General features: G+C 71.6%; 15 protein-coding genes and 1 riboswitch. Of the genes, 9 read left to right on the top strand and 6 right to left on the bottom strand.

Features of this window, described 5'->3' with window-relative positions; genetic code table 11:
• The first annotated feature begins 74 nt into the window (after positions 1–74).
• The 3 genes from ACIA8O_RS29980 to ACIA8O_RS29970 all read left to right on the top strand — a co-directional run bounded on the left by ACIA8O_RS29980 (position 75) and on the right by ACIA8O_RS29970 (position 4,235).
• Positions 75–1,055, top strand: a complete 981-nt coding sequence (locus ACIA8O_RS29980) for a tetratricopeptide repeat protein (RefSeq protein WP_396297099.1) — start codon at positions 75–77, stop codon at positions 1,053–1,055.
• Between the two features lie 93 nt (positions 1,056–1,148).
• On the top strand, positions 1,149–1,793 hold the full coding sequence (gene def / locus ACIA8O_RS29975) for a peptide deformylase (RefSeq protein ID WP_396297098.1): 645 nt from the start codon (positions 1,149–1,151) through the stop codon (positions 1,791–1,793).
• Positions 1,794–2,210: 417 nt separating this feature from the next.
• Positions 2,211–4,235: a glycoside hydrolase domain-containing protein gene (locus tag ACIA8O_RS29970; protein ID WP_396297097.1), complete on the top strand. Its 2,025-nt coding sequence runs from the start codon at positions 2,211–2,213 to the stop codon at positions 4,233–4,235.
• Between the two features lie 68 nt (positions 4,236–4,303).
• Here ACIA8O_RS29970 and ACIA8O_RS29965 read toward each other — a convergent pair whose 3' ends face one another.
• Positions 4,304–5,299, bottom strand: a complete 996-nt coding sequence (locus ACIA8O_RS29965) for a ribonucleotide-diphosphate reductase subunit beta (RefSeq protein WP_396297198.1) — start codon at positions 5,297–5,299, stop codon at positions 4,304–4,306.
• Between the two features lie 29 nt (positions 5,300–5,328).
• Complete coding sequence (locus tag ACIA8O_RS29960; RefSeq protein ID WP_396297096.1) at positions 5,329–7,746, bottom strand: ribonucleoside-diphosphate reductase subunit alpha; 2,418 nt, start codon at positions 7,744–7,746, stop codon at positions 5,329–5,331.
• 158 nt (positions 7,747–7,904) lie between these two features.
• Positions 7,905–8,046: riboswitch (cobalamin riboswitch) on the bottom strand.
• 143 nt (positions 8,047–8,189) lie between these two features.
• Between ACIA8O_RS29960 and ACIA8O_RS29955 the strand changes: the two genes are divergently transcribed.
• From ACIA8O_RS29955 to ACIA8O_RS29935, 5 genes are all read left to right on the top strand, one after another.
• The gene (locus ACIA8O_RS29955) at positions 8,190–9,080 is read left to right on the top strand and encodes a hypothetical protein (protein ID WP_396297095.1); all 891 of its coding nucleotides are present in this window, start codon (positions 8,190–8,192) and stop codon (positions 9,078–9,080) included.
• A gap of 133 nt (positions 9,081–9,213) precedes the next feature.
• Positions 9,214–10,650 (top strand): glycoside hydrolase family 26 protein, encoded by a 1,437-nt coding sequence (locus tag ACIA8O_RS29950; RefSeq protein WP_396297094.1) that lies wholly within the window; start codon positions 9,214–9,216, stop codon positions 10,648–10,650.
• Between the two features lie 103 nt (positions 10,651–10,753).
• Positions 10,754–11,461: a hypothetical protein gene (locus tag ACIA8O_RS29945; protein ID WP_396297093.1), complete on the top strand. Its 708-nt coding sequence runs from the start codon at positions 10,754–10,756 to the stop codon at positions 11,459–11,461.
• A 13-nt stretch (positions 11,462–11,474) separates the two neighbouring features.
• Entirely contained in the window at positions 11,475–12,926 is a 1,452-nt protein-coding gene (locus ACIA8O_RS29940) for a glycosyltransferase family 2 protein (protein ID WP_396297092.1), read from the top strand.
• 18 nt (positions 12,927–12,944) lie between these two features.
• Positions 12,945–14,198, top strand: a complete 1,254-nt coding sequence (locus ACIA8O_RS29935; RefSeq protein ID WP_396297091.1) for a glycoside hydrolase family 113 — start codon at positions 12,945–12,947, stop codon at positions 14,196–14,198.
• Positions 14,199–14,205: 7 nt separating this feature from the next.
• Here ACIA8O_RS29935 and ACIA8O_RS29930 read toward each other — a convergent pair whose 3' ends face one another.
• Positions 14,206–16,332: an acyltransferase family protein gene (locus tag ACIA8O_RS29930; protein ID WP_396297090.1), complete on the bottom strand. Its 2,127-nt coding sequence runs from the start codon at positions 16,330–16,332 to the stop codon at positions 14,206–14,208.
• A gap of 206 nt (positions 16,333–16,538) precedes the next feature.
• A complete protein-coding gene (locus tag ACIA8O_RS29925) occupies positions 16,539–17,033 on the bottom strand; it encodes a GNAT family N-acetyltransferase (protein WP_396297089.1) in 495 nt (164 codons plus the stop codon).
• Positions 17,034–17,342: 309 nt separating this feature from the next.
• On the opposite strand from ACIA8O_RS29925, the gene ACIA8O_RS29920 reads away from it, so the two are divergent.
• Entirely contained in the window at positions 17,343–18,287 is a 945-nt protein-coding gene (locus ACIA8O_RS29920) for a helix-turn-helix domain-containing protein (protein ID WP_396297088.1), read from the top strand.
• 28 nt (positions 18,288–18,315) lie between these two features.
• Here ACIA8O_RS29920 and ACIA8O_RS29915 read toward each other — a convergent pair whose 3' ends face one another.
• Together ACIA8O_RS29915 and mctP are read right to left on the bottom strand one after the other, a co-directional pair.
• The gene (locus ACIA8O_RS29915; protein WP_396297087.1) at positions 18,316–19,065 is read right to left on the bottom strand and encodes a histidine phosphatase family protein; all 750 of its coding nucleotides are present in this window, start codon (positions 19,063–19,065) and stop codon (positions 18,316–18,318) included.
• Between the two features lie 114 nt (positions 19,066–19,179).
• The gene (mctP, locus tag ACIA8O_RS29910; protein WP_396297197.1) at positions 19,180–20,805 is read right to left on the bottom strand and encodes a monocarboxylate uptake permease MctP; all 1,626 of its coding nucleotides are present in this window, start codon (positions 20,803–20,805) and stop codon (positions 19,180–19,182) included.

Below are 20,805 nucleotides of genomic sequence, written 5' to 3'. Positions count from 1 at the left end.
CCGGACCGGGCGGGCCGAGGGCCCGGCACCCGGCGGGCCGGGCAACCGGCGGACGACTACGGCAGGGACGGAACGTGAGGATCTTCCACCGCGCACGGCACCGGCCGTCGGCGACCTGGCGGCAGACCACCGACCGGGCGTTCACCCTGATCGGTGACGGCCGCTACGAGGACGCGGGCACCCTGCTGGTGATGGCCGCCGACCTGGAGCCCTGGCTCTCCGACTCCTGGTTCAACCTCGCCCTGCTGCACAAGTTCCGCCGCGACTGGGAGCAGGCCCGGGCCGCCGGGCTGCGCGCCGTCGCCCTGCTCGACCGCGACCAGGGTGCACCCGACTGGTGGAACCTCGGCATCACCGCCACCGCCCTGCAGGACTGGTCGCTGGCCCGGCGGGCCTGGCAGGCGTACGGCCTGCGGCTGCCCGGCGGCGCCCAGGACGGCCCGGTCCAGCTGGACCTGGGCACCACCCCCGTCCGGCTCTCCCCGGAGGGCGAGGCCGAGGTGGTCTGGGGCCGGCGCCTGGACCCGGCCCGGATCGAGGTGCTCTCCATCCCGCTGCCCTCCTCCGGCCGCCGCTGGGGCGAGGTGGTGCTGCACGACGGCGCCCCGCACGGCGAGCGGGTGGCCGAGGGCGTGGCCTACCCGGTCTTCGACGAGATCGAGCTCTGGGCGCCCTCCCCGGTGCCCACCTACGTGGTGCTGCTGCACGCCGAGACCGCCGCCGACCGGGACGCCCTGGAGCGGCTGGTGGCCGACGCCGGGTACGCCGCCGAGGACTGGACCTCCTCCGTCCGGCTGCTCTGCCGGGCCTGTTCGGAGAGCCGGATGCCGAGCGACGACGGCCGCACGGTGCACCACGACCCGCACGACGACGGGGACGCCGCCCACCCGGGCCACCTCAGCCACCTCAGCCAGGCCGGTTCGGGCCTGGCCTGGCTGGCCGAGCGGGAGTGCGGGATCGCGGCCCCCGCCGCGCTGGTCCGCACCCTGCTGGACCGCTGGGTGGCCGCCGCGCCGGGCGGCCGGGCGTACCGGGACCTCGAAGAGGTCTGCTGAGATCTCCGGGTGAGCTCTCCGGAGCAAGGACCGCCGGCGGTGCGCGCACCGTACTCTTTACCCGGAAGATCCGAGTACAGGAGAGCGGGAGCGATGGCGGACCAGCACGACCACGACCACGACGGCCACGACCACGACCACGACCACGAGGAGTCGGGCGCGGGGAAGATCGTGGGGGAGCTGCCGGACACCTCCAAGGGCACCGCCCGTCCGATCACCGTGGTGGGGAACCCGGTGCTGCACCGGGAGACCAAGACCGTCACGGCCTTCGACGCCGAGCTGTCGGCGCTGATCGACGACATGTTCGTCTCGATGTACGCGGCCGAGGGCGTCGGCCTGGCGGCCAACCAGATCGGCGTGGACGCCAAGGTGTTCGTCTACGACTGCCCGGACGACGAGGGCGTGCGCCACATCGGCCACGTGATCAACCCGGTGCTGGAGCCCTTCCCGGCCGACCGCCCGCGCAACCTGGACGACGGCAACGAGGGCTGCCTCTCCGTCCCCACCGCCTACGCCGAGCTGCCCCGCCCGGACTACGCCGCGGTGACCGGCCAGGACAAGGACGGCAACCCGGTCCGGGTCGAGGGCACCGGCTTCTTCGCCCGCTGCCTCCAGCACGAGACCGACCACCTCTACGGCTTCCTCTACATCGACAAGCTGTCGAAGCGGGACCGCAAGGACGCCCTCAAGCAGATGGCCGAGGGCACCCCGCGCTACGCGACCGTCCCCAACGACTGACGGTCCGCCACCTCCGGCCACGGGCCCGGCACCACCATCAGGTGCCGGGCCCGACGCTTGGTACGGTCCGCCTGCCGCGACGGTGCCGGCCTGTGAGGGGCGCAGTCGCGAGGGTGACCCGGGGCCGCTGTCGCTGGGGGCCGGCTCACGGCGGGGGACGAACTGCGCACTGCCGAAGAGGCGTTGGTGATGCAGGCGGACGGCAGCCTGGTGTCCACCTGTGGGACCCGGAGTACGGGGAGCGGCTCGGACCCGTGCTGTGGCCCTCCGGCACTTGGGGCGGGCCCGATGGGGAATCGCCCAGTCCGTTTCGTAGCGGTGTTGGTACACAGTGCGACGCGGTGATCGGCTAGGGTCCCGAATTGAACACGGTCAGAAATCTGGCCGGACCACGGGGTCGAAAGGGATCACCACCGAATGACACGCCGACTGGCAGGCCACGCCACCGCGCTCGTGCTGAGCACGGCCGGGCTGCTCGCCGCCATACCGACGACCGCCCACGCCGCCCCCGCCGGGGGCGGCGTGGAGGTCTCCTACCGGGGCTACCACCTCACCGTTCCGGCGGACTGGCAGGTCGTGGACCTGGAGGCGAACCCGCGCGCCTGCGTCCGGCAGGACCGGAAGACGGTCTACCTCGGTCTGCCGGGCGACTCGCAGGACTGCCCGCCGCACCTGGTGGCGGACCGGGCGGACACCCTGCTGGTGACGCCGGAGCGGAGCACCGACACCCCGGCGGCCACGGTCCGTCCGGGTGCCGAGGTGCCCGCGTCGGTGGTCCGGGCCGGCGCCGCCGGGCGGGAGTTCACCGTCTCCGTCGAGGGCACCGGCCTGCGGGTGACCGCCGGGTACCGGGACTCGGCCGACGCGGTCCGCCAGGTGCTGGCCGGCGGCCGGACGGACGGGACCGCCGCCGCGGCGCCCGCCTCCCGTCAGCCGCGCTCCCTGGCCCAGGCCCCGGCCGCCCAGGCGCCGGCGGCGCAGACCCTGACCGCCCAGGCGCCGGTGGCGAAGACCACCCCGTCCACCGAGGTGAACGGGCTGGCCTTCGACGCGTGCACCGCGCCGTCCTCCTCGGCGATGAACGCCTGGTCCGCCTCGCCGTACCGCACCGTCGGCGTCTACATCGGCGGCCCGCTGCGCGGCTGCGCCCAGCCCAACCTGACCGCCGCCTGGGTGGACCAGCAGGCCTCGGCCGGCTGGTCGTTCCTGCCGATCTACGTCGGCCGCCAGGCCAACTCCGCCTACAGCCTGCAGATCGACGCCAACGAGGCGACGGCCCGTCAGCAGGGCATCGACGCCGCCGCGGACGCCGTCCAGCAGGCCCAGACGCTCGGCTTCAAGCCGGGCGCGGTGCTGTACAACGACATGGAGAACTACGTCAGTTCGACCTCCAAGGCCCGGGTGCTGGCCTTCCTGGGCGGCTGGACCGACCGGGTGCACCTGTCGAACTTCCGCTCCGGCGTGTACTCCAGCGCCAACAGCGGCGTGGCCGACCTGGCCGCCAAGTACACCGACCCGAACTACCCGAGCCCGGACGTGATCTGGTCGGCCGTCTGGAACGGCACCGCGGACACCTCGGACCAGGCCATGAACCTGCCCGGCTCCCAGTACTGGACCGCCAACCGGGTGCACCAGTACGCCGGGAACGTCAGCGAGACCTACAACGGCGTCACCATCAACATCGACCGCAACGCGGTGGACGTGCGCGGCCCGCAGGTGAACGCCGGCAACCAGCTGAAGGCCGGCTGGAAGCTCGGCTCCGGCCAGTCGTTGACCAGCACGGACGTCACCGTGGTGATGCAGGCGGACGGCAACCTGGTCGCCTACCTGAAGAGCAACGGGTCCTCCGCCGGTGGCGCGGTGATCTGGAGCTCCAACACCTACGGCAACCCGGGCGCGTACGCGCAGATGCAGTACGACGGCAACCTGGTGGTGTACAGGGCCGACGGCTCCATGGCCACCGGCGGCGCGGTCTGGAGCTCCGGCACCTGGGGCAACTCGGGGGCCCGCGTGGTGCTCCAGGAGGACGGCAACCTGGTGATCTACCGTCAGGACGGCAGCGCCGCCTGGGCCACCGGTACCTACCGGGCGGGGCGGACCTTCACCGCGGGCGCGGCGCTCAGTGGTGGCCAGTGGGCGCGGGGCCCGGTGGACTCGCTGGTCATGCACTCCGACGGCAACCTGGTGATCTACCGTCTGGACGGCAGCGTCGCCTGGTCCACCGGCACCTGGAACAGCCCCGGCGCCTATCTGCTGATGCAGTCCGACGGCAACATGGTCCTGTACGCCCGCGGCGGCGGCCCGGCCACCGGCGGTGCGATCTGGTCCAGCCGCACCTGGGGCAACCCGGGGGCCCGCGCGGTGCTCCAGGACGACGGCAACCTGGTGATCTACCGTCAGGACGGCAGTGCCGCCTGGGCCTCCGGGACCTGGCAGGTCTGACCGGAAGCGAGGAGGCCCCCGACGCGCTCGCGTCGGGGGCCTCCTCCGTGTCCGTTGCGGCGGGCGGCCTAGAAGTCGTCGTCGAAGGCGACCGAGCCCTCGACCGCGACCTGGTAGGCGGAGACCCGGCGCTCGAAGAAGTTGGTCAGCTCCTGGACGTTCTGCAGCTCCATGAAGCCGAACGGGTTGGCCGAGCCGTACCGGACCGGCAGGCCGAGGCGGGCCAGGCGCTGGTCGGCCACGGCCTCCAGGTACTGGCGCATCGACTCGGTGTTCATGCCGGGCAGGCCGTCGCCGCAGAGGTCCTGGGCGAACTGGAGCTCGGCCTCGACGGCCTCCTCCAGCATCTCGGTGACCTGCTTGGCCATCTCGTCGTCGAAGAGGTCGGGCTCCTCCTCGCGGACGGTGTCGACCACCGAGAAGGCGAAGTCCATGTGCATGGACTCGTCCCGGAACACCCAGTTGGTGCCGGTGGCCAGGCCGTGCAGCAGGCCGCGGCTGCGGAACCAGTACACGTACGCGAAGGCGCCGTAGAAGAACAGGCCCTCGACGCAGGCCGCGAAGCAGATCAGGTTGAGGAGGAACGCGCGGCGGTCCTCCTTGGTCTGCAGCGAGTCGATGTGGTCGACCGCATTCATGTACTTGAAGCAGAACTGCGCCTTCTGGTGGATGGAGGGGATGTTCTCCACCGCCGCGAAGGCCGCCGCGCGGTCGTCCGGGTCGGGCAGGTAGGTGTCGAGCAGCGTCAGGTAGAACTGGACGTGCACGGCCTCCTCGAACAGCTGCCGGGACAGGTAGAGCCGGGCCTCGGGGGAGTTGATGTGCTTGTAGAGGCTCAGCACCACGTTGTTGGCGACGATCGAGTCACCGGTGGCGAAGAAGGCGACCAGGCGGCCGATCATGTGCCGCTCGCCCTCGCTCAGCTTGGCGAGGTCGGCGACGTCGGAGTGCAGGTCCACCTCCTCCACGGTCCAGGTGTTCTTGATCGCGTCCCGGTACCGGTCGTAGAACGACGGGTAGCGCATCGGACGGAGCGTCAGCTCGAAGCCGGGGTCGAGCAGCATCTTCTCGCGGCCGGGGGTGTCGGGGGTGCTCACTGGCAGGCCTCGCAGGACTCGGGGTTCTCCAGGGAGCAGGCCAGCGCGGCCTCCTCCTCCGGGGTGAGGGTCGGGGCGCCCACGGTCACCGGGACCGGGGCGGCGGCGCGGGCGGCGCCGGTGGCGGCCTGGGCGATCCGGGTGGCCGGGCGCGAACGCAGGTAGTAGGTGGTCTTCAGACCGACCTTCCAGGCGTAGGCGTACATCGAGGAGAGCTTGCCGATGGTCGGCGCGGCCATGAAGAGGTTCAGGGACTGGCTCTGGTCGATGTAGGGCTGGCGGGCGGCGGCCAGGTCGATCAGCGCGCGCTGCGGCAGCTCCCAGGCGGTGCGGTAGAGCGAACGGACCTCGGTGGGCAGCCAGTTGAAGTCCTGGACCGAGCCGTTGGACTCGCGCAGCGCGTCCCGGGTCTGCTGGTCCCAGACGCCCAGCTCCTTGAGCTCGCGGACCAGGTACGGGTTGACCTGGAGGAACTCGCCGGAGAGGGTCTCGCGCTTGAAGAGGTTGGAGACCTGCGGCTCGATGCACTCGTAGACGCCGGCGATCGAGGCGATGGTCGCGGTCGGCGCGATGGCCAGCAGCAGCGAGTTGCGCAGGCCGGTCTCGGCGATCCGGGCGCGCAGCGCGTCCCAGCGGTCGGCCCACGCGGGGGTGACGCCGAAGTGGTCGATGTGCAGCTGGCCGCGGGCGGCCCGGGTCTCGCCGTACGCCTCGTGCTTGCCGAACTGCTCGGCCAGCTCGCTGGAGCGCTCGTAGGCGGTGAGCATGATGCGCTCGGCGATCAGCGTGGAGAGCTGCTTGGCCTCGGCGGAGTCGAAGTCCAGGCGGAGCTGGAAGAAGACGTCCTGGAGACCCATCACACCGAGGCCGACCGGCCGCCAGCGGGAGTTGGAGGTGCCCGCCTCGGTGGTCGGGTAGAAGTTGATGTCGATGACCCGGTCCAGGAAGGTCACGGCGGTGCGCACGGTGGCGTCCAGCCGCTCCCAGTCCATCGCGTTGAGCAGGTCGGCGACGGTGGCACCCGCGGCGACGTGGGCGCCCAGGTTGACCGAGCCGAGGTTGCAGACGGCGGTCTCGGAGTCGTCGGTGACCTCGATGATCTCGGTGCAGAGGTTCGAGGAGTGGACCACCCGGCCGGGCAGCGCGGTCTGGTTGGCGGCCCGGTTGGAGGCGTCCTTGAAGGTCATCCAGCCGTTGCCGGTCTGCGCCAGGGTGCGCATCATCCGGGCGTACAGGGTCTGCGCCGGGATGGTGCGGACGGCCTTGCCGGCCTGCTCGGCCTTGAGGTAGGCCTCGTCGAACTCGGCGCCCCAGAGGTCGACCAGCTCGGGCACGTCGGCCGGGGAGAACAGCGACCAGTCGGCGTTGGCGTTCACCCGGCGCATGAACTCGTCCGGGATCCAGTGGGCCAGGTTGAGGTTGTGGGTCCGGCGGGCCTCCTCGCCGGTGTTGTCGCGGAGCTCCAGGAACTCCTCGATGTCCGCGTGCCAGGTCTCCAGGTAGACGCAGGCCGCGCCCTTGCGGCGGCCGCCCTGGTTCACCGCGGCGACCGAGGAGTCCAGGGTGCGCAGGAACGGGACGATGCCGTTGGACTTGCCGTTGGTGCCGCGGATCAGGCTGCCGCGCGAGCGGATCCGGGAGTAGGACAGGCCGATGCCGCCGGCGTGCTTGGAGAGCCGGGCGATCTGGGCGTACCGGTTGTAGATCGAGTCCAGGTTGTCCAGCGGCGAGTCCAGCAGGTAGCAGGAGGACATCTGCGGGTGCTTGGTGCCGGAGTTGAACAGCGTCGGGGAGCTGGTCAGGTACTCCAGACGGCTCATCAGGCGGTAGAGCCCGGCCACCTCGGCCACCGACTCCTCGGTGTCGCCGACCGCCAGGCCCGCCGCGACCCGGAGCAGGAAGTGCTGCGGGGTCTCGATCACCTGACGGGTGATCGGGTGGCGCAGCAGGTAGCGGGACTGCACGGTGCGCAGGCCGAAGTACTCGAAGCGGTCGTCGCCGGAGCGGTCGACCAGACCGTCGAAGGCGGCCGCGTGCTTGGCCACGAAGGCCGCGGTGACGTCACCGATCAGGCCCTCGGCGTGGCCGACGGCGATCGAGGCGGAGAAGGAGACGGCGCCCTGCGAGACGGCCTCGTCCTGGATCTCCAGCGCCAGCAGCCGGGCCGCCAGCTTCGAGTACTGCGGGTCCTCGGCGATCATCGAGGCGGCAGCCTCCACGGCCAGCCCGCGCAGCTCGGCGAAGTCCGAACCGGCGTGCCGGCCGCGCAGCGCAGCGGCCGCGACGTGGCCCGGGTCCACCTGGGGGAGGTCGGCGCTGCGGTCCGTGAGGAGCCGGAGCAGGGCGGCCCCCGGTTCGGTCCGGTCTTCGGCGGTTCCCTGGGCGGGCAGGGCAACTGAGGCAGCGATGGTCAAGGCGCTTCTCTCCTGGCGGCGGCGGTCGGCATGGCTGCCGGGCCGACTTGGGCGCAGGGGAGTACGGCGCTGACGCCGTCACGGCGCGCGCGATCCACCCCCCGGCCCACCCGCGAGGCCCGGACGTCACTGCGGTGCTCCAAGGCATCTGCGGGGAAGCCGTGTGGCACACCGTCGGCAGGTCACCGGACTCGCGGGCCGTCGTCGAGGCGGCCGCTCACCGTTGCGGGGCAGTCCCGGACTTCCACCGGAGTTCCCCTGCATCGACAGCGAGAGCGAGCATACATGTAGTGCTAGCTGGCTTGGTGGACCCCACATCTTGTGTGGTGTCGTGTAGCGCGATGGTGGCCCGGAGTGATGGCCGGAGGCCCCGCAGGAGGCCGTTCGGGGAGCCGAGGCCGTCCCTGTTCGCGGATTCTCCACATGGCCTAGGATCTGCGCTCATGAGTGATGGGGTGGGCATGAACGGTGGCAACGGGCAGCAGCCCGGTCAGGGATATCCGCAGTACCAGCAGCAGTACCCGGGGTACGGTCCGCCGGCCGGCGGACCGGACTGGGACGCGATGGCGCAGCGGGCCCAGGACGACGCGAAGCGGAAGACCCGGATGCGGTTGCTGCTCGGCGTGGTCGCGCTCGCGGTCGTCGGCGGGCTGGTCGCCGTGGCGGTCTCCGTGTCGAAGGGCGGCGACCCGGTCGCACAGCCGACCGGGACGGCCTCGACCGGCAAGACCGGCTCCAGCGTGAGCCCGACGGCCACCACCGGGGCGACCAAGGCGCCGGTACCGAACCCGGCGTCCCCGCTCGCCGGTGACGACGCGTCACTCAAGGCCATCTGGGACGTGAGCACGGACAAGGCACCCGTGGACCCGGCCGCGTTCTTCCCCGAGGAGACCCTCGAGTTCGGCGGCGCCGTCTGGACCCGGCGCAGCGCGACGACGGTCACGCCGTGCTGGCACGCCATCACCGGCGGGCTCGCGGACGCGATCGAGAACCAGGCCTGCCGGCAGGTGGTGCGGGCCACCTACGTGCTGAACGACAGCGCCGTGGTGGTCGGCGTGGCGGTCTTCGACAAGCGGCTCCAGGCCGAGACGGCGACCGGCAACGTCAACGGACAGCTCAAGGGCCTCCAGGTCGAAGGCATGAAGGACTTCTGCCAGGAGGTGGGGTGCGCCAGCACGCACGGCTCGCTCGGCCGGTTCGCGTACTTCACGGCCGCGGGCTCGGCGAAGGAGGGCGGCATCACCGCTGACAAGGTCGCCACCGACGCCGGACCGGGCTTCGCCGCCCGGGTGCGCTCGACGCTGGAGAAGCGGGCTCTCTCGCAGGCGGGCTGACCGGTGTGACCTGGGGTCAGATCCGCACGCAGGCCCCGATACTGTCTCCCTGTCAAGGATGATCAGGAGTTGTCAGGGGGAGTCCGTGATATCTCTGCGGGGCAGACACGGCGGTGCTGTGACGCTGGGCGCCGTGACGCTGACGGCCTCGCTCGTCTGCGCGACGGTGATAGCGGTCAGCGGCGCGGAGGACGGGCCGGGAGCGGCCCCGACCTCCGCCCCGGCCTCGTCCGGGCCCGGCCTGGCGTCGGCCCCGGCGTCGCGTCCGGTGCCGGCCGATCTGGGCAAGGACCTGCTCAAGCGTGACCCGGCCGCCTCGCCCAACGCCCGGGCGGTCTTCCAGCTGCTGGCCGACCTGGAGCAGGCCGCCCGCTCGGGCAAGCCGCGCGGCACGGTCATCGGGCAGCACGTGGAACTGCAGAACGAGCTCTACAACGCCTCCTACGGTGACTTCGCCGGCTCCAAGCCGGCCGGCTACTACTACAAGAAGGCGGCCGACATCACCGGCAAGCTGCCGGGGTTCGTCGAGGCGGACCTGGGGCCGGGGTACGGGCAGTCGGCCTGGGGGGTCGGCAACGAGCGGAGCTACTCGGCCGGGCGCTGGCCCTCCTGCGAGGCCAAGTGGCAGTACGCCGACGACGCGGTGGACCTGCTGAAGGCGGTCTGGTCGGGCTACCCCCGTGCGGCGGACGGCAGTTACGGGACCGGTGCCGGCGGCGCGCAGCGCAACTGCGACGGCAGCACCACCGTCCTGCCGGACAACGGCGGCGCCCCGGCCGGGATGGTCGGCATGTCCTTCCACGAGCCCTACCCCGGTGCCCCGGTGAAGTCCTTCGAGAACGTGCTCTGCCGCAGCTCTCCCCGGATGACCGACCCGAAGTGGTTCGGCCGGGTGGTCGACCAGGCGGGCGGGACCCGTGAGAACCAGGCCCTGATGGAGGACCTGCGCTTCCTCGCGGACCACCTGGAGTACCTGGCCGCGCACGACGTCCCGGTGCTCTTCCGGCCGTACCACGAGATGAACAACCAGGACTGCCAGCGCAGTTTCTGGTGGTCCGGGCAGACCGGTGCGGACTTCAAGAAGCTCTGGATGATCACCTACCGGTACCTGGTGGAGACCCGGGGGCTGCACAACCTGATCTTCGTCTGGACCCCGGTCTCCTGGGACGGTGCGCCGGGCGTCGAGCCCTGGGACTACTACCCGGGCGAGGGGTACGTCGACGTGGTCGGGGTGGACGACTACAGCGGGAGTCCGACCGACCCGATCGGCACCGGCGAGCTGTGGACCAAGCGCTACTACGACGGACTCTCGGCGTACCGCAAGCCCAGGGTGCTGGCCGAGTCGTTCGCCGTGCCGGTGAACTCCCGTCAGAAGGACACGCTCGCGCAGACCCCGTGGACGATGTGGACGGTGTGGGGGCAGTCGCTCACCGAACGGAACGTCAACCCCGGCCCGGTGGTGAACCGGCTGGCCGACGTCAAGGACACCTACAACAGCCCGCTGGCGATCACCGGTGGATCCGGACGTTTCGGGGCGAACCAGGACTGGTCGGCGCTGCACTTGGATTGAGTTTCATAACGATCGCCCGGACCGACCGAACCCGGTGTCAACGGCGTCGGACCGGTGTGGCAGGCTAGCCGCATTTGACCGGCCATCACCTGGGGGGCATCCGGTGTCCTACGCGACCGAGCTCGGATACGCCGGGCGGCACGTCCGACCGGCCGCCCTGGTGGCGGGCGGCTGGGGTGCGGTCCTGCTGGTCTGGGCGGCGTACAACTGCTTCGTGCAGGTGGGCGTCCTCACCTTCGTCCAGGGGATCTTCTACTACGGCGTCAGCGACGGCTCCTCGAAGGCCGAGACCAACAACCTCAACTACGCGGTGGTCTACCTGGTCTCGGCCTGGCTGATCCTCGGCGGCCGCTACTGGGCCCGGGGCGTGGTGATGGGCGTCGCCCTGGTGGAGGGGTACAACCGGCTGCGCAGCCTGACCGGCGCGCTCTTCGACGCCCCGCAGCGCGAGTGGTTCACCGGCACGGTCGAGGGCTGGCTCAAGCTGTCGACCTTCGCGGTCGGCTTCCTGGTGACGGCCGGCCTGGTGGCCGTGCTGGGGCGGTCGTTCCTGCTCGCCGATCAGGTCCGGCGGGTCGAGGAACCGTTGCGCCCCGCACCGCAGTTCGGGTCGCAGCCGCAGTCGGGGTACGGTTTCCCGGGCCCGGCCCAGGGCCGCCCGCCGGTCCAGGCCGGGCCGGCACAGGCCGCGCCGGCCGGGCCCGAGCAGCACTGGGCCCAGCAGGCCCCGCAGCCGGCCGCACCGTTCCGGCCGGAGCCGGAGGAGTACCCGCTCGGGCAGCCGGCGCCCGGCCGAAGTCCCGCCGAGTGAAACGTAGTTGGAGATGACGACAGCACCTGTGCGGCCTGTGGGCACGATCTCGCGTGAGGCGCAGCGACTGGCGGAACGGCACCAGGACTGGAAGCCGGGACTGCTGCCGTTCTACGTCTCGTTCCTCATCATCCTCGGCTTCTCGGTCTGGGCCTTCGTGCCGAACCCGACGCTGCTCGGCTGGGTGATCACCATCGTCTGGTCGATGCCGATCATCGGCGTCATGATCGGCTTCCAGGGGGTGCTGATGGTCCGTCGGCGCCTGCGCAAGGTGGGCCAGATGGTGCCGCCGGCCCCGGCCGAGGACGACTACCTGATCGTGCTGGTGCCGACCATCGGCCGGCACGACACCTACCCGGCGCTCGAACGCTCGGTGCTCTCGTACGTGGACCACCTGCCGCCGTACTTCCCCTGGATGCGGGTGGACATCCTCACGGAGGAGGGCTGCGAGGCCGGGGAGAAGATCGACCAGCTCGCCGAGCGGAACCCGTTGATCCGGGTGGTCACCGTGCCGAAGGTCTACCAGACCCCCAACGGCACCAAGTTCAAGGCCCGCGCGAACCACTACTCGCACGAGCTGCGGATCGCCGAGGGCGAGGCCGAGGACGACGTCTGGGTCCTGCACATGGACGACGACACCGGCGTCGGACCGGACACCGCCGCGGCCGTCGCGCAGTTCGTCAACCGCCAGCGCCGGGCCGGCGACGACGAGGCCAAGCACATGGCGCAGGGCATCCTGACGTACCCGCGCGAGAACGCGGTCAACACCTTCACCTGGCTCGCCGACGCGATCCGCCCGGCGGACGACATCGCGCGCTTCCGGGCGATGACCGGCACCGGCACGCCGACCGCCGGCGTGCACGGCGAGCTGCTGCTGATGCGGGCGTCGGTCGAGGCCACCATCGGCTGGGACTTCGGGCCGGACACCATCGTCGAGGACGCCCAGCACGCGCTGAACTTCTGCATCCGCTACCCGGGCCGCAGCGACTGGTTCAACGGCCGCTGCTACGGGGCCTCCCCGGCCGGGGTGAAGGACTTCCTGAAGCAGCGTGAGCGGTGGGCCTGGGGGCTGGTCGCGCTCTGCTTCAACCCGACCATCCCGCTGCGGTTCCGGATCTTCATCGGGATCGGCATGGTGAGCTGGGTGCTGGGGCCGCTCCAGCACGTCGGGCTGGTCATGCTGCTCGCCTGGTTCACCGGGACCATGAACACCTCGCCGGTGACCCAGTCCGTGGTCTTCATCTGGGCGGTCAACTTCGCCTACGTGATATGGACCTACTGGGAGGGGCTGCGGCTCAACGTGATCTCCTCGGCCCAGCACCGTCGCAAGTGGTGGGAGCCGATGGCGATCGTCGCGCTCATCCCGGTGTTCTCCTTCCTGGAGGGCTGGGGCGGCCTGCGGGGACTGATCAAGTTCCTGAAGCGCGAAGAGAACAAGTTCGTCGTCATCGCCAAGCCCGCCTGACCGGTCGAGGACCCACACGTGAAGCGCAACATCATCTTCGCCGCCCCGGCGGTGATCGTCGGGGCCACCGTCGCCGTTCCGTTCTTCTTCGGGGACCACCCGATCCAGTTCGACCGCACCGTGCCGGTCGTGTCGGGGCGCAGCGTGACGACGACCCCGTCCGCCACCACCACCAGCACCGCCACCGCGGTCGACCCCACTGCCGCTCCCTCCGAGCCGGCCGGCAAGGCCACGGCGAGCCCGACCCCCTCCGAGACCTACCGGGGACCGAAGGTGGCCAGGCCGTGGCAGCCCGGCAGCCCGGAGTGGGGGGTGCAGGTCTACTGGCTCGACGACCCGGCCGACCCGGACAACTACGTCCAGGGCAAGGCGGACCGGATCGTGAAGTACGTGGTCGGGCTGAACGCCAACTCGATGTCGATCTCCTTCCCGTTCTACACCAAGAACAAGACCTCGAACCTGCTGTCGGTGGAGCCGACCACGCCGAGCCCGGACCGGGTGGCGCTGCTGATCGACACCGCGCACCGGGCCGGGCTGCGCACGGTGGTCCGGCCGATCCTCGACGAGCACGCGCTCGAGTCACCGCAGGGCGACTGGCGGGGGAACATCGAGCCGGCCGACCGGACCAAGTGGTTCGCCTCGTACACCAAGCTGCTGAAGCCCTACCTGAAGATGGCGGAGGAGCACCGGGCAGCCCGTTTCACCATCGGCACCGAGTTCAACTCGCTGGAGGGGGACGCGCGTTGGCAGCCGCTCATCGAGCAGGCCAAGGCGATCTACCACGGTCGGATCGGCTACGACGCCAATTGGGACAACTACGTGAAGGGCCCGATCGCCGTGCCCCTCGAGGACATCGGCGTGGACGCCTACTTCCCGGCGAAGAAGGCCGGGGACGACGCCCCGGTCTCCGAGCTGGTCGCGTCCTGGAACTCCTGGCTGGACAAGAAGGGCAAGGGGCCGCTGCCCGGCACCACCCTCACCGAGGTGGGCATCCCGGCCCAGCAGGGTGCCTACCAGACGCCCGGTGACCACTACACCGTCCGGGCGGCCAACGACAAGGCGCAGCCCACCTGGTTCACCGCCGTCTGCCAGGTGGCGGCCGAGCGCAAGCTCGGCGGTGCCTACTTCTGGTCCACGTACTTCGGGACGGACCCCTACAAGGCGGCGAACGAGAAGACCCCGAGGATGGAGTTCGCCGGCCGCCCGTCCTCCGAGCAGGCCATCCGGGACTGCTTCTCGACCACCTACCAGGTGGCCGAGAAGCAGGGCTGACCCTCCGTCAGCTGGTCGGCCGGCTGGTCGCCGTGCCCGTTCGGGACCCGGTCGGCTTGGGCGTGCCCGTCCGGGTGCCGGTCGGCTGGGAACTCGGGGTGCCGGGCTTGCGGGAGGCCGAGGGCGAGGGCGAGGCCGAGTGCGACGGACTCGGCGCGGTGGCCGACGGCGAGGGAGTGGCCGTGGTCTCGGGCGCGGCCGACGGGGCGGCCAGCGCCAGATCCAGCTGCTCGGTCAGCCAGGGCCCGACCAGCCGCTTGCCCGCGGGGGCCAGGAACACGCCGCTGCCGCCGCGCGGGTTGAGCTGCGAACCGTGCTCGTCGGTGGCGTCACAGGCTCCCCGGGGGCACAGCAGCTTCTCCAGGTCGAGGAGTTCGACGGCGCCCTCGGAGGCCTGGACGAAGTCCTCGATGTGGCGGTTGTAGCAGGAACCCCACCTGAGGTTGATCGCGCCGTTCCAGATGCGCTCGTTCATCAGCAGCACCTTGGCCGTGGGGGCCTGCTGCCGGACCAGGTCCACCATGGCCTGGAGCCGCGGGTAGTAGAGAGCCCGGTACTCCGGGGCGCAGGGCGAGAGCCGGGCGCTGCCGGTGTTCTGCTCGGTGGCGTCCCAGCCCGCGTGGATCACCACGGCCGCGGGGGCGGCCTCGGCCACCTGCTCGCGCCAGCGCGCCTCCCGGTCCCGGCACTCGGGGCTGGTCTCGACGGACTGCCCGGAGGAGACCCGCACGGAGTCCGAGCCGAACAGGCCGCAGCCGCTGATGCCGGCGTCGACCACCGTGTACCGGCTGCCGTACTGCTGGACCGAGGCGGCGAGGTCCTGCGTCAGCGAGTCGCCCAGCGCGACCACCACCGGCTTCCCGGCCGGACGCGTCCGGGCCTCGAAGACCTGGGGCAGGTACCAGGCACCGGCCGCCGTGGCCACGGCGGCCACGGTGATCAGCGGCAGCGCCCGGCTGACCCGCCAGTCGACGTGCCGGGCCTTCTCCGTGAAGTTGTGCAGGAACCAGGCAGCCAGCCAGCTGACGACGCCGCCGAGCCCGAGGAGCACGGCCGGGCTCGTGTTGTCCATGTGCTGCTGGAGCAGCCAGTACACCGGCAGGTGCAGCAGGAAGAGGTGGTAGGAGATCCGCCCGGTGGCCGCCAGCGGGGCGAACGAGAACACCCGGACCAGCGGACCGCGTCCGTGGCACAGGCAGACCGTCAGCACGGCCACCAGGGCGGCGACCCCGGCGAGCCCGGCCTCCCGGTACAGCCAGGGCTGGTGGTACGACGTGGTGATGACGCTCAGCCAGACGAGCGCGGCGAGCGCGGCCGTCCCCAGGACGGTGAGGAGCACCGTGCGGCCGGTGGAGGGCTCGGCGCGCCGCGACCGGCGCAGCCACTGGTGCACCAGGCAGGCGGCGGTGGCACCGGCCAGCAAGGCCACCACCCGGCTGTCGGTCCCGAGCTGGAGGCGGTCGCCGTTGCCGCCGTCCCAGCGCAGCGGCGCCACCACGGCGGCGCCACCGAACAGCAGCAGGGTGATCACGCCGGTGGCCGTGAGCGAGCGGCGGCACAGCACGTGGACGCAGACCAGCAGGAGCGGCCAGACGAGGCAGAACTGCGCGACGATGCCGAGCGTCCCCATCGCCGCCAGCGGGTCGACCGGCGCGAACTGGTCCCAGTACGTGCCGCCCCGGTGGATCTCGGCCCAGTTGGCGGCCTGGGCCAGCGCGGTGAGCGCCTCCGGCCGCAGGCGCCGGGCCTCGTGCAGCGGGCTGGTCAGCAGGGCCGCGGCCACCACCAGGAGCAGGGTGACGAGCAGCCCCGGGAGCAGCTTCTTGGCCCGTCCGCGGTAGAACCGGCCGAGGGCCATGCGGCCGTTGGCCTGCAGGTCGCGCAGCAGCAGCAGGGTGACCAGGAATCCGGAGAGCACGAGGAACGCGTCGACGCCGAACAGCCCGCGCTGGAACCAGTTGGTGTGGTACAGCAGCACCGACAGGACGGCCAGGCCGCGGAGCCCGTCCACCGCCTCGTAGCGGTCCGCCGACTTGGCCGCCGCGCCGGCCGGGACGTACGGCTGGGGCGGCGGGAGGTCGACGGTGTACCGGCTGCGGCCGGGGACGACGGTCGAACCCCTCGCCTCCCGCATGTCCTGCAGGGTGTGAGCCGCACCGGGCATGCCAACGGGTGGTATGTCCCGCATGAGTCCCCCTCGCCGTCCTTGCGCTTGCGCCGCAGCGTCTCCGGTCGGACGGCCCGGGGGAAGCCCGGACCGGAAGAGTCGCTCCACGGTCGTCAGAGCATAGTGCGGGGGGTCGGGGACGCGGGGTACCGGCCCCGGTCCCCGACGGGCCGTCAGAAGGTGAGGCCGTAGGTCAGCAGCAGTACCCCGGGCCGGACCTCCCAGTCGCGCTCGGGGGTGCGGCGGAAGCCGAGCCGCTCGTAGAGGCGGTGGGCGGTGGTCATCGACGGGCGGGTGGAGAAGGCCATGCCGGTCAGGCCGAGCTCGCGGCTGCGGGTCATCGTGGCCCGTACCAGGAGCTCGCCGACGCCGCGGCCACGGGCCGCCCCGGAGACCGCGAGCATCCGGATCTCGCCCTCGTGCGGCTCGGCGATGTCGGCGAACGGGGTGCCGCCGACCGCGAAGGTCACGCAGCCGAGCAGCTGCCCGTCGGCCTGGTCGGCCGCGACGAGGAGTTCGGCCTGCTCGAAGCGGGGCCGGGCGTCGAGGAGTTGGGCCGCGTACGGGCCGTCGGCCGGGCTGTGGCCGTCTCCGACGAAGGACTGGTGGGTGATGAGGCCGACGGCCTCCAGGTCGGCTTCGACGGCCTGCCGGATGACGATGTCCATCCGGCCAGTCTGCCCGAACGGACGTCCGAGGGGGCGGGCAGGGTGGCGCGCAGCGGTTCGCCGGGCCCGGCCTCGTGCGGATAGCCGCCGGGGCGGTGCCAGTTGTCACGCCCGTGGCGGGAGTTGCGGGTCAGGTCGCGGCCGACCAGCAGGCCGAGCAGGGCGAACGAGCCGGTGACGGCGGCGAGGGCGAGCAGGCTCTGGAGCGTCGAGGTGTCCATGGCTCCACTCTCCCGCCGGGCCCCGGCCGGGACGAGTGGCAGGAACGACCCGTTGCATCGATATCCTGCCATCGGGCAAGCTGGGCCCATGGCACTGCAGAACGTGGTCACCGTGGTCCTGGAGGACGTCCACCCCTTCGAACTCGGGGTGGCCAGTGAGGTGTTCGGACTGGACCGGCGCGACGACGGTCTGCCGGTCTACGACTTCGCGGTGGCCAGCGACGCGCCGGGACTGCTCCGTACGCACGCCGGCTACCGGATCGCGGTGGAGCACGGTGCGGAGAAGCTGGCCGAGGCCGATCTGGTGATCGCCGCCGCCACCCACGTCCGGGACGAGTACCCGGCGGTGCTGATCGAGGCGCTCCGGGCGGCTGCCGACCGGGGCGCGCGGGTGCTGTCGATCTGCAGCGGTGCCTTCCTGCTCGGCGCCGCCGGACTGCTCGACGGCCGGCGCTCCACCACCCACTGGAAGCACACCGCCCGGCTGGCGGAGCGCTTCCCGCTCACCCGGGTCGAGCCGGACGTGCTCTACGTGGACGAGGACCCGGTGATCACCTCTGCCGGTACGGCGGCCGGCATCGACGCCTGTCTGCACCTGGTCCGCAAGCTCCAGGGCCCGGAGGTGGCGCGTGGGATCGCCCGCCGCATGGTGGTCGCCCCGCACCGGGACGGGGGGCAGGCACAGTTCGTCAACCGGCCGCTGCCGGACTGCGACGAGGACTCCCTCGGCGGCCTGCTGGACTGGCTGCGCCGCCATCTGGACCGTGAGCTGACGGTGGACCAGCTGGCGGCCCGGGCCCACATGTCGCCGCGCACCTTCGCCCGCCGCTTCCAGCAGGAGACCGGCACCACCCCGCACCGGTGGCTCACCAACCAGCGGCTGCTGCTGGCCCAGCGGCTGCTGGAGGGCACCAACGAACCGGTGGAGGCAGTGGCCGCCGCCTGTGGTTTCGGCAACGCGGCCACTCTCCGGCACCACTTCACCCGCTGGCTCGGCACCACCCCGCAGGCGTACCGGCGGGCGTTCGCCTGAGCCCTGCGGGGTCGTCCGGCGCTCCTGCTCAGAGGTGCTCGGTGGCGTTCCAGAGCTCCGGGGCCAGGCGGCCGCCGCGGGCGCGCCAAGTGCTGGTCGAGCAGTTGGCCACCGGGGCGAGGTCGAGCAGCTGGCGCTCCGTCAGGCGGTCGAGCACGTAGCGCGTCATCAGCACCGGGCAGTCGTGCGAGACCACCAGCACCGGGCGTCCGTCCTCCTCCTCGGCCAGGTCGCGGAGCAGGCTGCGCACCCGCAGCGCGACGTCCAGGAAGGACTCGCCGCCGGGCGGGCGGTAGTAGAGCTCGCCCATCTTGCGACGGCGGGCCGCCTCGCCGGGGTGCTCCTTCTCGATCGCGGCCGGGGTGAGCATCTCCAGCACGCCCAGCTCGCGGTCGCGCAGCCGCTCGTCGTGACGGACCGTCAGCCCGACCGGGACCGCGCCCAGGCCCTGGGCCTGGGCCAGCGCGATCCGGGCGGTCTCGGCGGTGCGCACGTACGGGGAGCACCAGACCGAGCGGGGCCGGTCGGCCGGGGGCAGCGCGGCCCACCAGCGGCCGAGCGCCTGGGCCTGGGCCTGGCCGTGCAGCGAGAGCGGGATGTCGGCGTCCCGGCAGGTGATCGGGACGGCCATCGCGCCGGTCTCGGCGGCGAGCTGGAACTCGATGTTGGCGATCGACTCGCCGTGTCTGGTGGTGATCAGCAGTGAGGGCAGGGGCGTGCCGCGGCCCTCGCCGCTGTCGGGACGGTGGTGTCCGTTGAGGACGGTGCTCTGCTCCACGTGCTCTCCCCGTTGGTCGTACTACCAAATGATCGCGCCGTCCCTCCAGTGTTGACCGGGGAGACGGCGCGATCACAGGGCGCGCGCGGTACGGGCCTGTGCGCCCTGGCGCTGTCAGTGCGCCGCGACGGGCTCCGGCGCCTCCGGGGAGGCGGCCGGGGGCTTCGGGGCCTCGGCGGTGTAGTCGGACTTGCTGGTCTCGTCCGGGCCCTCGGGCGCCTTGAGCGCCCTGAACGCCAGGGTGAGCACCACGGCCACGACGACGTTCAGCACGAAGGCGGTCAGACCGATGTAGCCGATCTCGCCGACGCCGGGGATCTCGGCCGAGCTGCCGCCGAAGTGCTTGGTGGCGGGGGAGGAGACCCCGTAGGCCTTCCAGGTGCCGTAGACCATGCCGACCGCCCAGCCGGCCAGCAGCGCCCAGCGGTGGAACCACCGGGTGAACAGGCCGCCGACGATGGAGACGAAGGTCTGCAGGATCCAGATGCCGCCCAGCAGCTGGAGGTTGATGGCGAACTGCTTGTCCATCAGCAGTACGAAGGCCAGCGCGCCGACCTTCACCAGCAGCGAGGCGATCTTGGCGACCTTGGTCTCGTCCGCCGGGGTGGCGCCGGGCTTCAGGTACTCCTTGTAGATGTTGCGGGTGAAGAGGTTGGCCGCGGCGATCGACATGATGGCGGCCGGGACGAGCGCGCCGATGCCGATGGCGGCGAAGGCCACGCCGGTGAACCAGTCCGGGAACATGTTCTCGAACAGCTGCGGCACCGAGAGCTGCGGGTTGAAGCCCTTCACGCCCTTGCCGACGCCGGCCGCGATGGCCATGAAGCCGAGCAGCGCGAGCAGGCCGAGCATCAGCGAGTAGGCGGGCATGATGGCCATGTTCCGGCGCACCGTGTTGCGGGAGCGGGAGGCCAGCACACCGGTCACCGAGTGCGGGTACATGAAGAGCGCCAGCGCCGAGCCGAAGGCCAGGGTGGCGTACGTCCACTGCGCCTTGGGGCCGGTGATCAGCGAGCCGACCGGCTTGCCGGTCGCCGGGTTGACGGTGGAGAACTTCTGCGCCGCCGAGTCGAAGATGGCGCCGTAGCCGCCGAGCCGCATCGGGATGTAGATCACCGCGACGATGATCACCAGGTACACCAGGGTGTCCTTGACGAAGGCGATCAGCGCCGGGGCGCGCAGGCCCGAGGAGTAGGTGTACGCGGCCAGCACCGCGAAGGCCAGGAAGAGCGGCAGGTCCTTGACGAACCAGTTGCTGTCCGCGCTGCCGCCGACCCCGAGCACGTCCAGCACCGCCTGGATGCCGACCAGTTGGAGCGCGATGTACGGCATGGTGGCCAGGATGCCGGTGAGCGCGACCACCAGCGACAGGCCCTTGGAGCCGTAGCGGCCCTTCACGAAGTCGGCCGGGGTGACGTAGCCGTGCACCCGGGAGACCGACCAGAGGCGGGGCAGGAAGAGGAAGACCAGCGGGTAGGCCACGATCGTGTAGGGCACCGCGAAGAAGCCCGCCGCGCCCGCGCCGTAGACCAGCGCCGGGACGGCCACGAAGGTGTACGCGGTGTAGAGGTCGCCGCCGAGCAGGAACCAGGTGACCCAGGTGCCGAAGCTCCGGCCGCCCAGGCCCCACTCGTCCAGGTGCAGCGCGTCGTCGGCCCGGCGCCAGCGCGAGGCCAGGAAGCCCATCACGGTGACTAGGACGAAGAACAGCAGGAAGACCGTCAGCGCGGTCCAGTTGAT

This window comes from Kitasatospora sp. NPDC051853 (assembly GCF_044452665.1).
In the GTDB taxonomy this organism is placed as follows: Bacteria; Actinomycetota; Actinomycetes; order Streptomycetales; family Streptomycetaceae; genus Kitasatospora.
This window is presented reverse-complemented; position numbering and strand designations above follow the sequence as displayed.

Bases quoted from the DNA above. Each gene is read 5' to 3' on its own strand.
- def (WP_396297098.1), top strand. From the start codon at position 1,149: ATGGCGGACCAGCACGACCACGACCACGACGGCCACGACCACGACCAC.
- ACIA8O_RS29970 (WP_396297097.1), top strand. From the start codon at position 2,211: ATGACACGCCGACTGGCAGGCCACGCCACCGCGCTCGTGCTGAGCACG.
- ACIA8O_RS29965 (WP_396297198.1), bottom strand. From the start codon at position 5,299: ATGCTGCTCGACCCCGGCTTCGAGCTGACGCTCCGTCCGATGCGCTAC.
- ACIA8O_RS29955 (WP_396297095.1), top strand. From the start codon at position 8,190: ATGAGTGATGGGGTGGGCATGAACGGTGGCAACGGGCAGCAGCCCGGT.
- ACIA8O_RS29940 (WP_396297092.1), top strand. From the start codon at position 11,475: ATGACGACAGCACCTGTGCGGCCTGTGGGCACGATCTCGCGTGAGGCG.
- ACIA8O_RS29930 (WP_396297090.1), bottom strand. From the start codon at position 16,332: ATGCGGGAGGCGAGGGGTTCGACCGTCGTCCCCGGCCGCAGCCGGTAC.
- ACIA8O_RS29925 (WP_396297089.1), bottom strand. From the start codon at position 17,033: ATGGACATCGTCATCCGGCAGGCCGTCGAAGCCGACCTGGAGGCCGTC.
- ACIA8O_RS29920 (WP_396297088.1), top strand. From the start codon at position 17,343: ATGGCACTGCAGAACGTGGTCACCGTGGTCCTGGAGGACGTCCACCCC.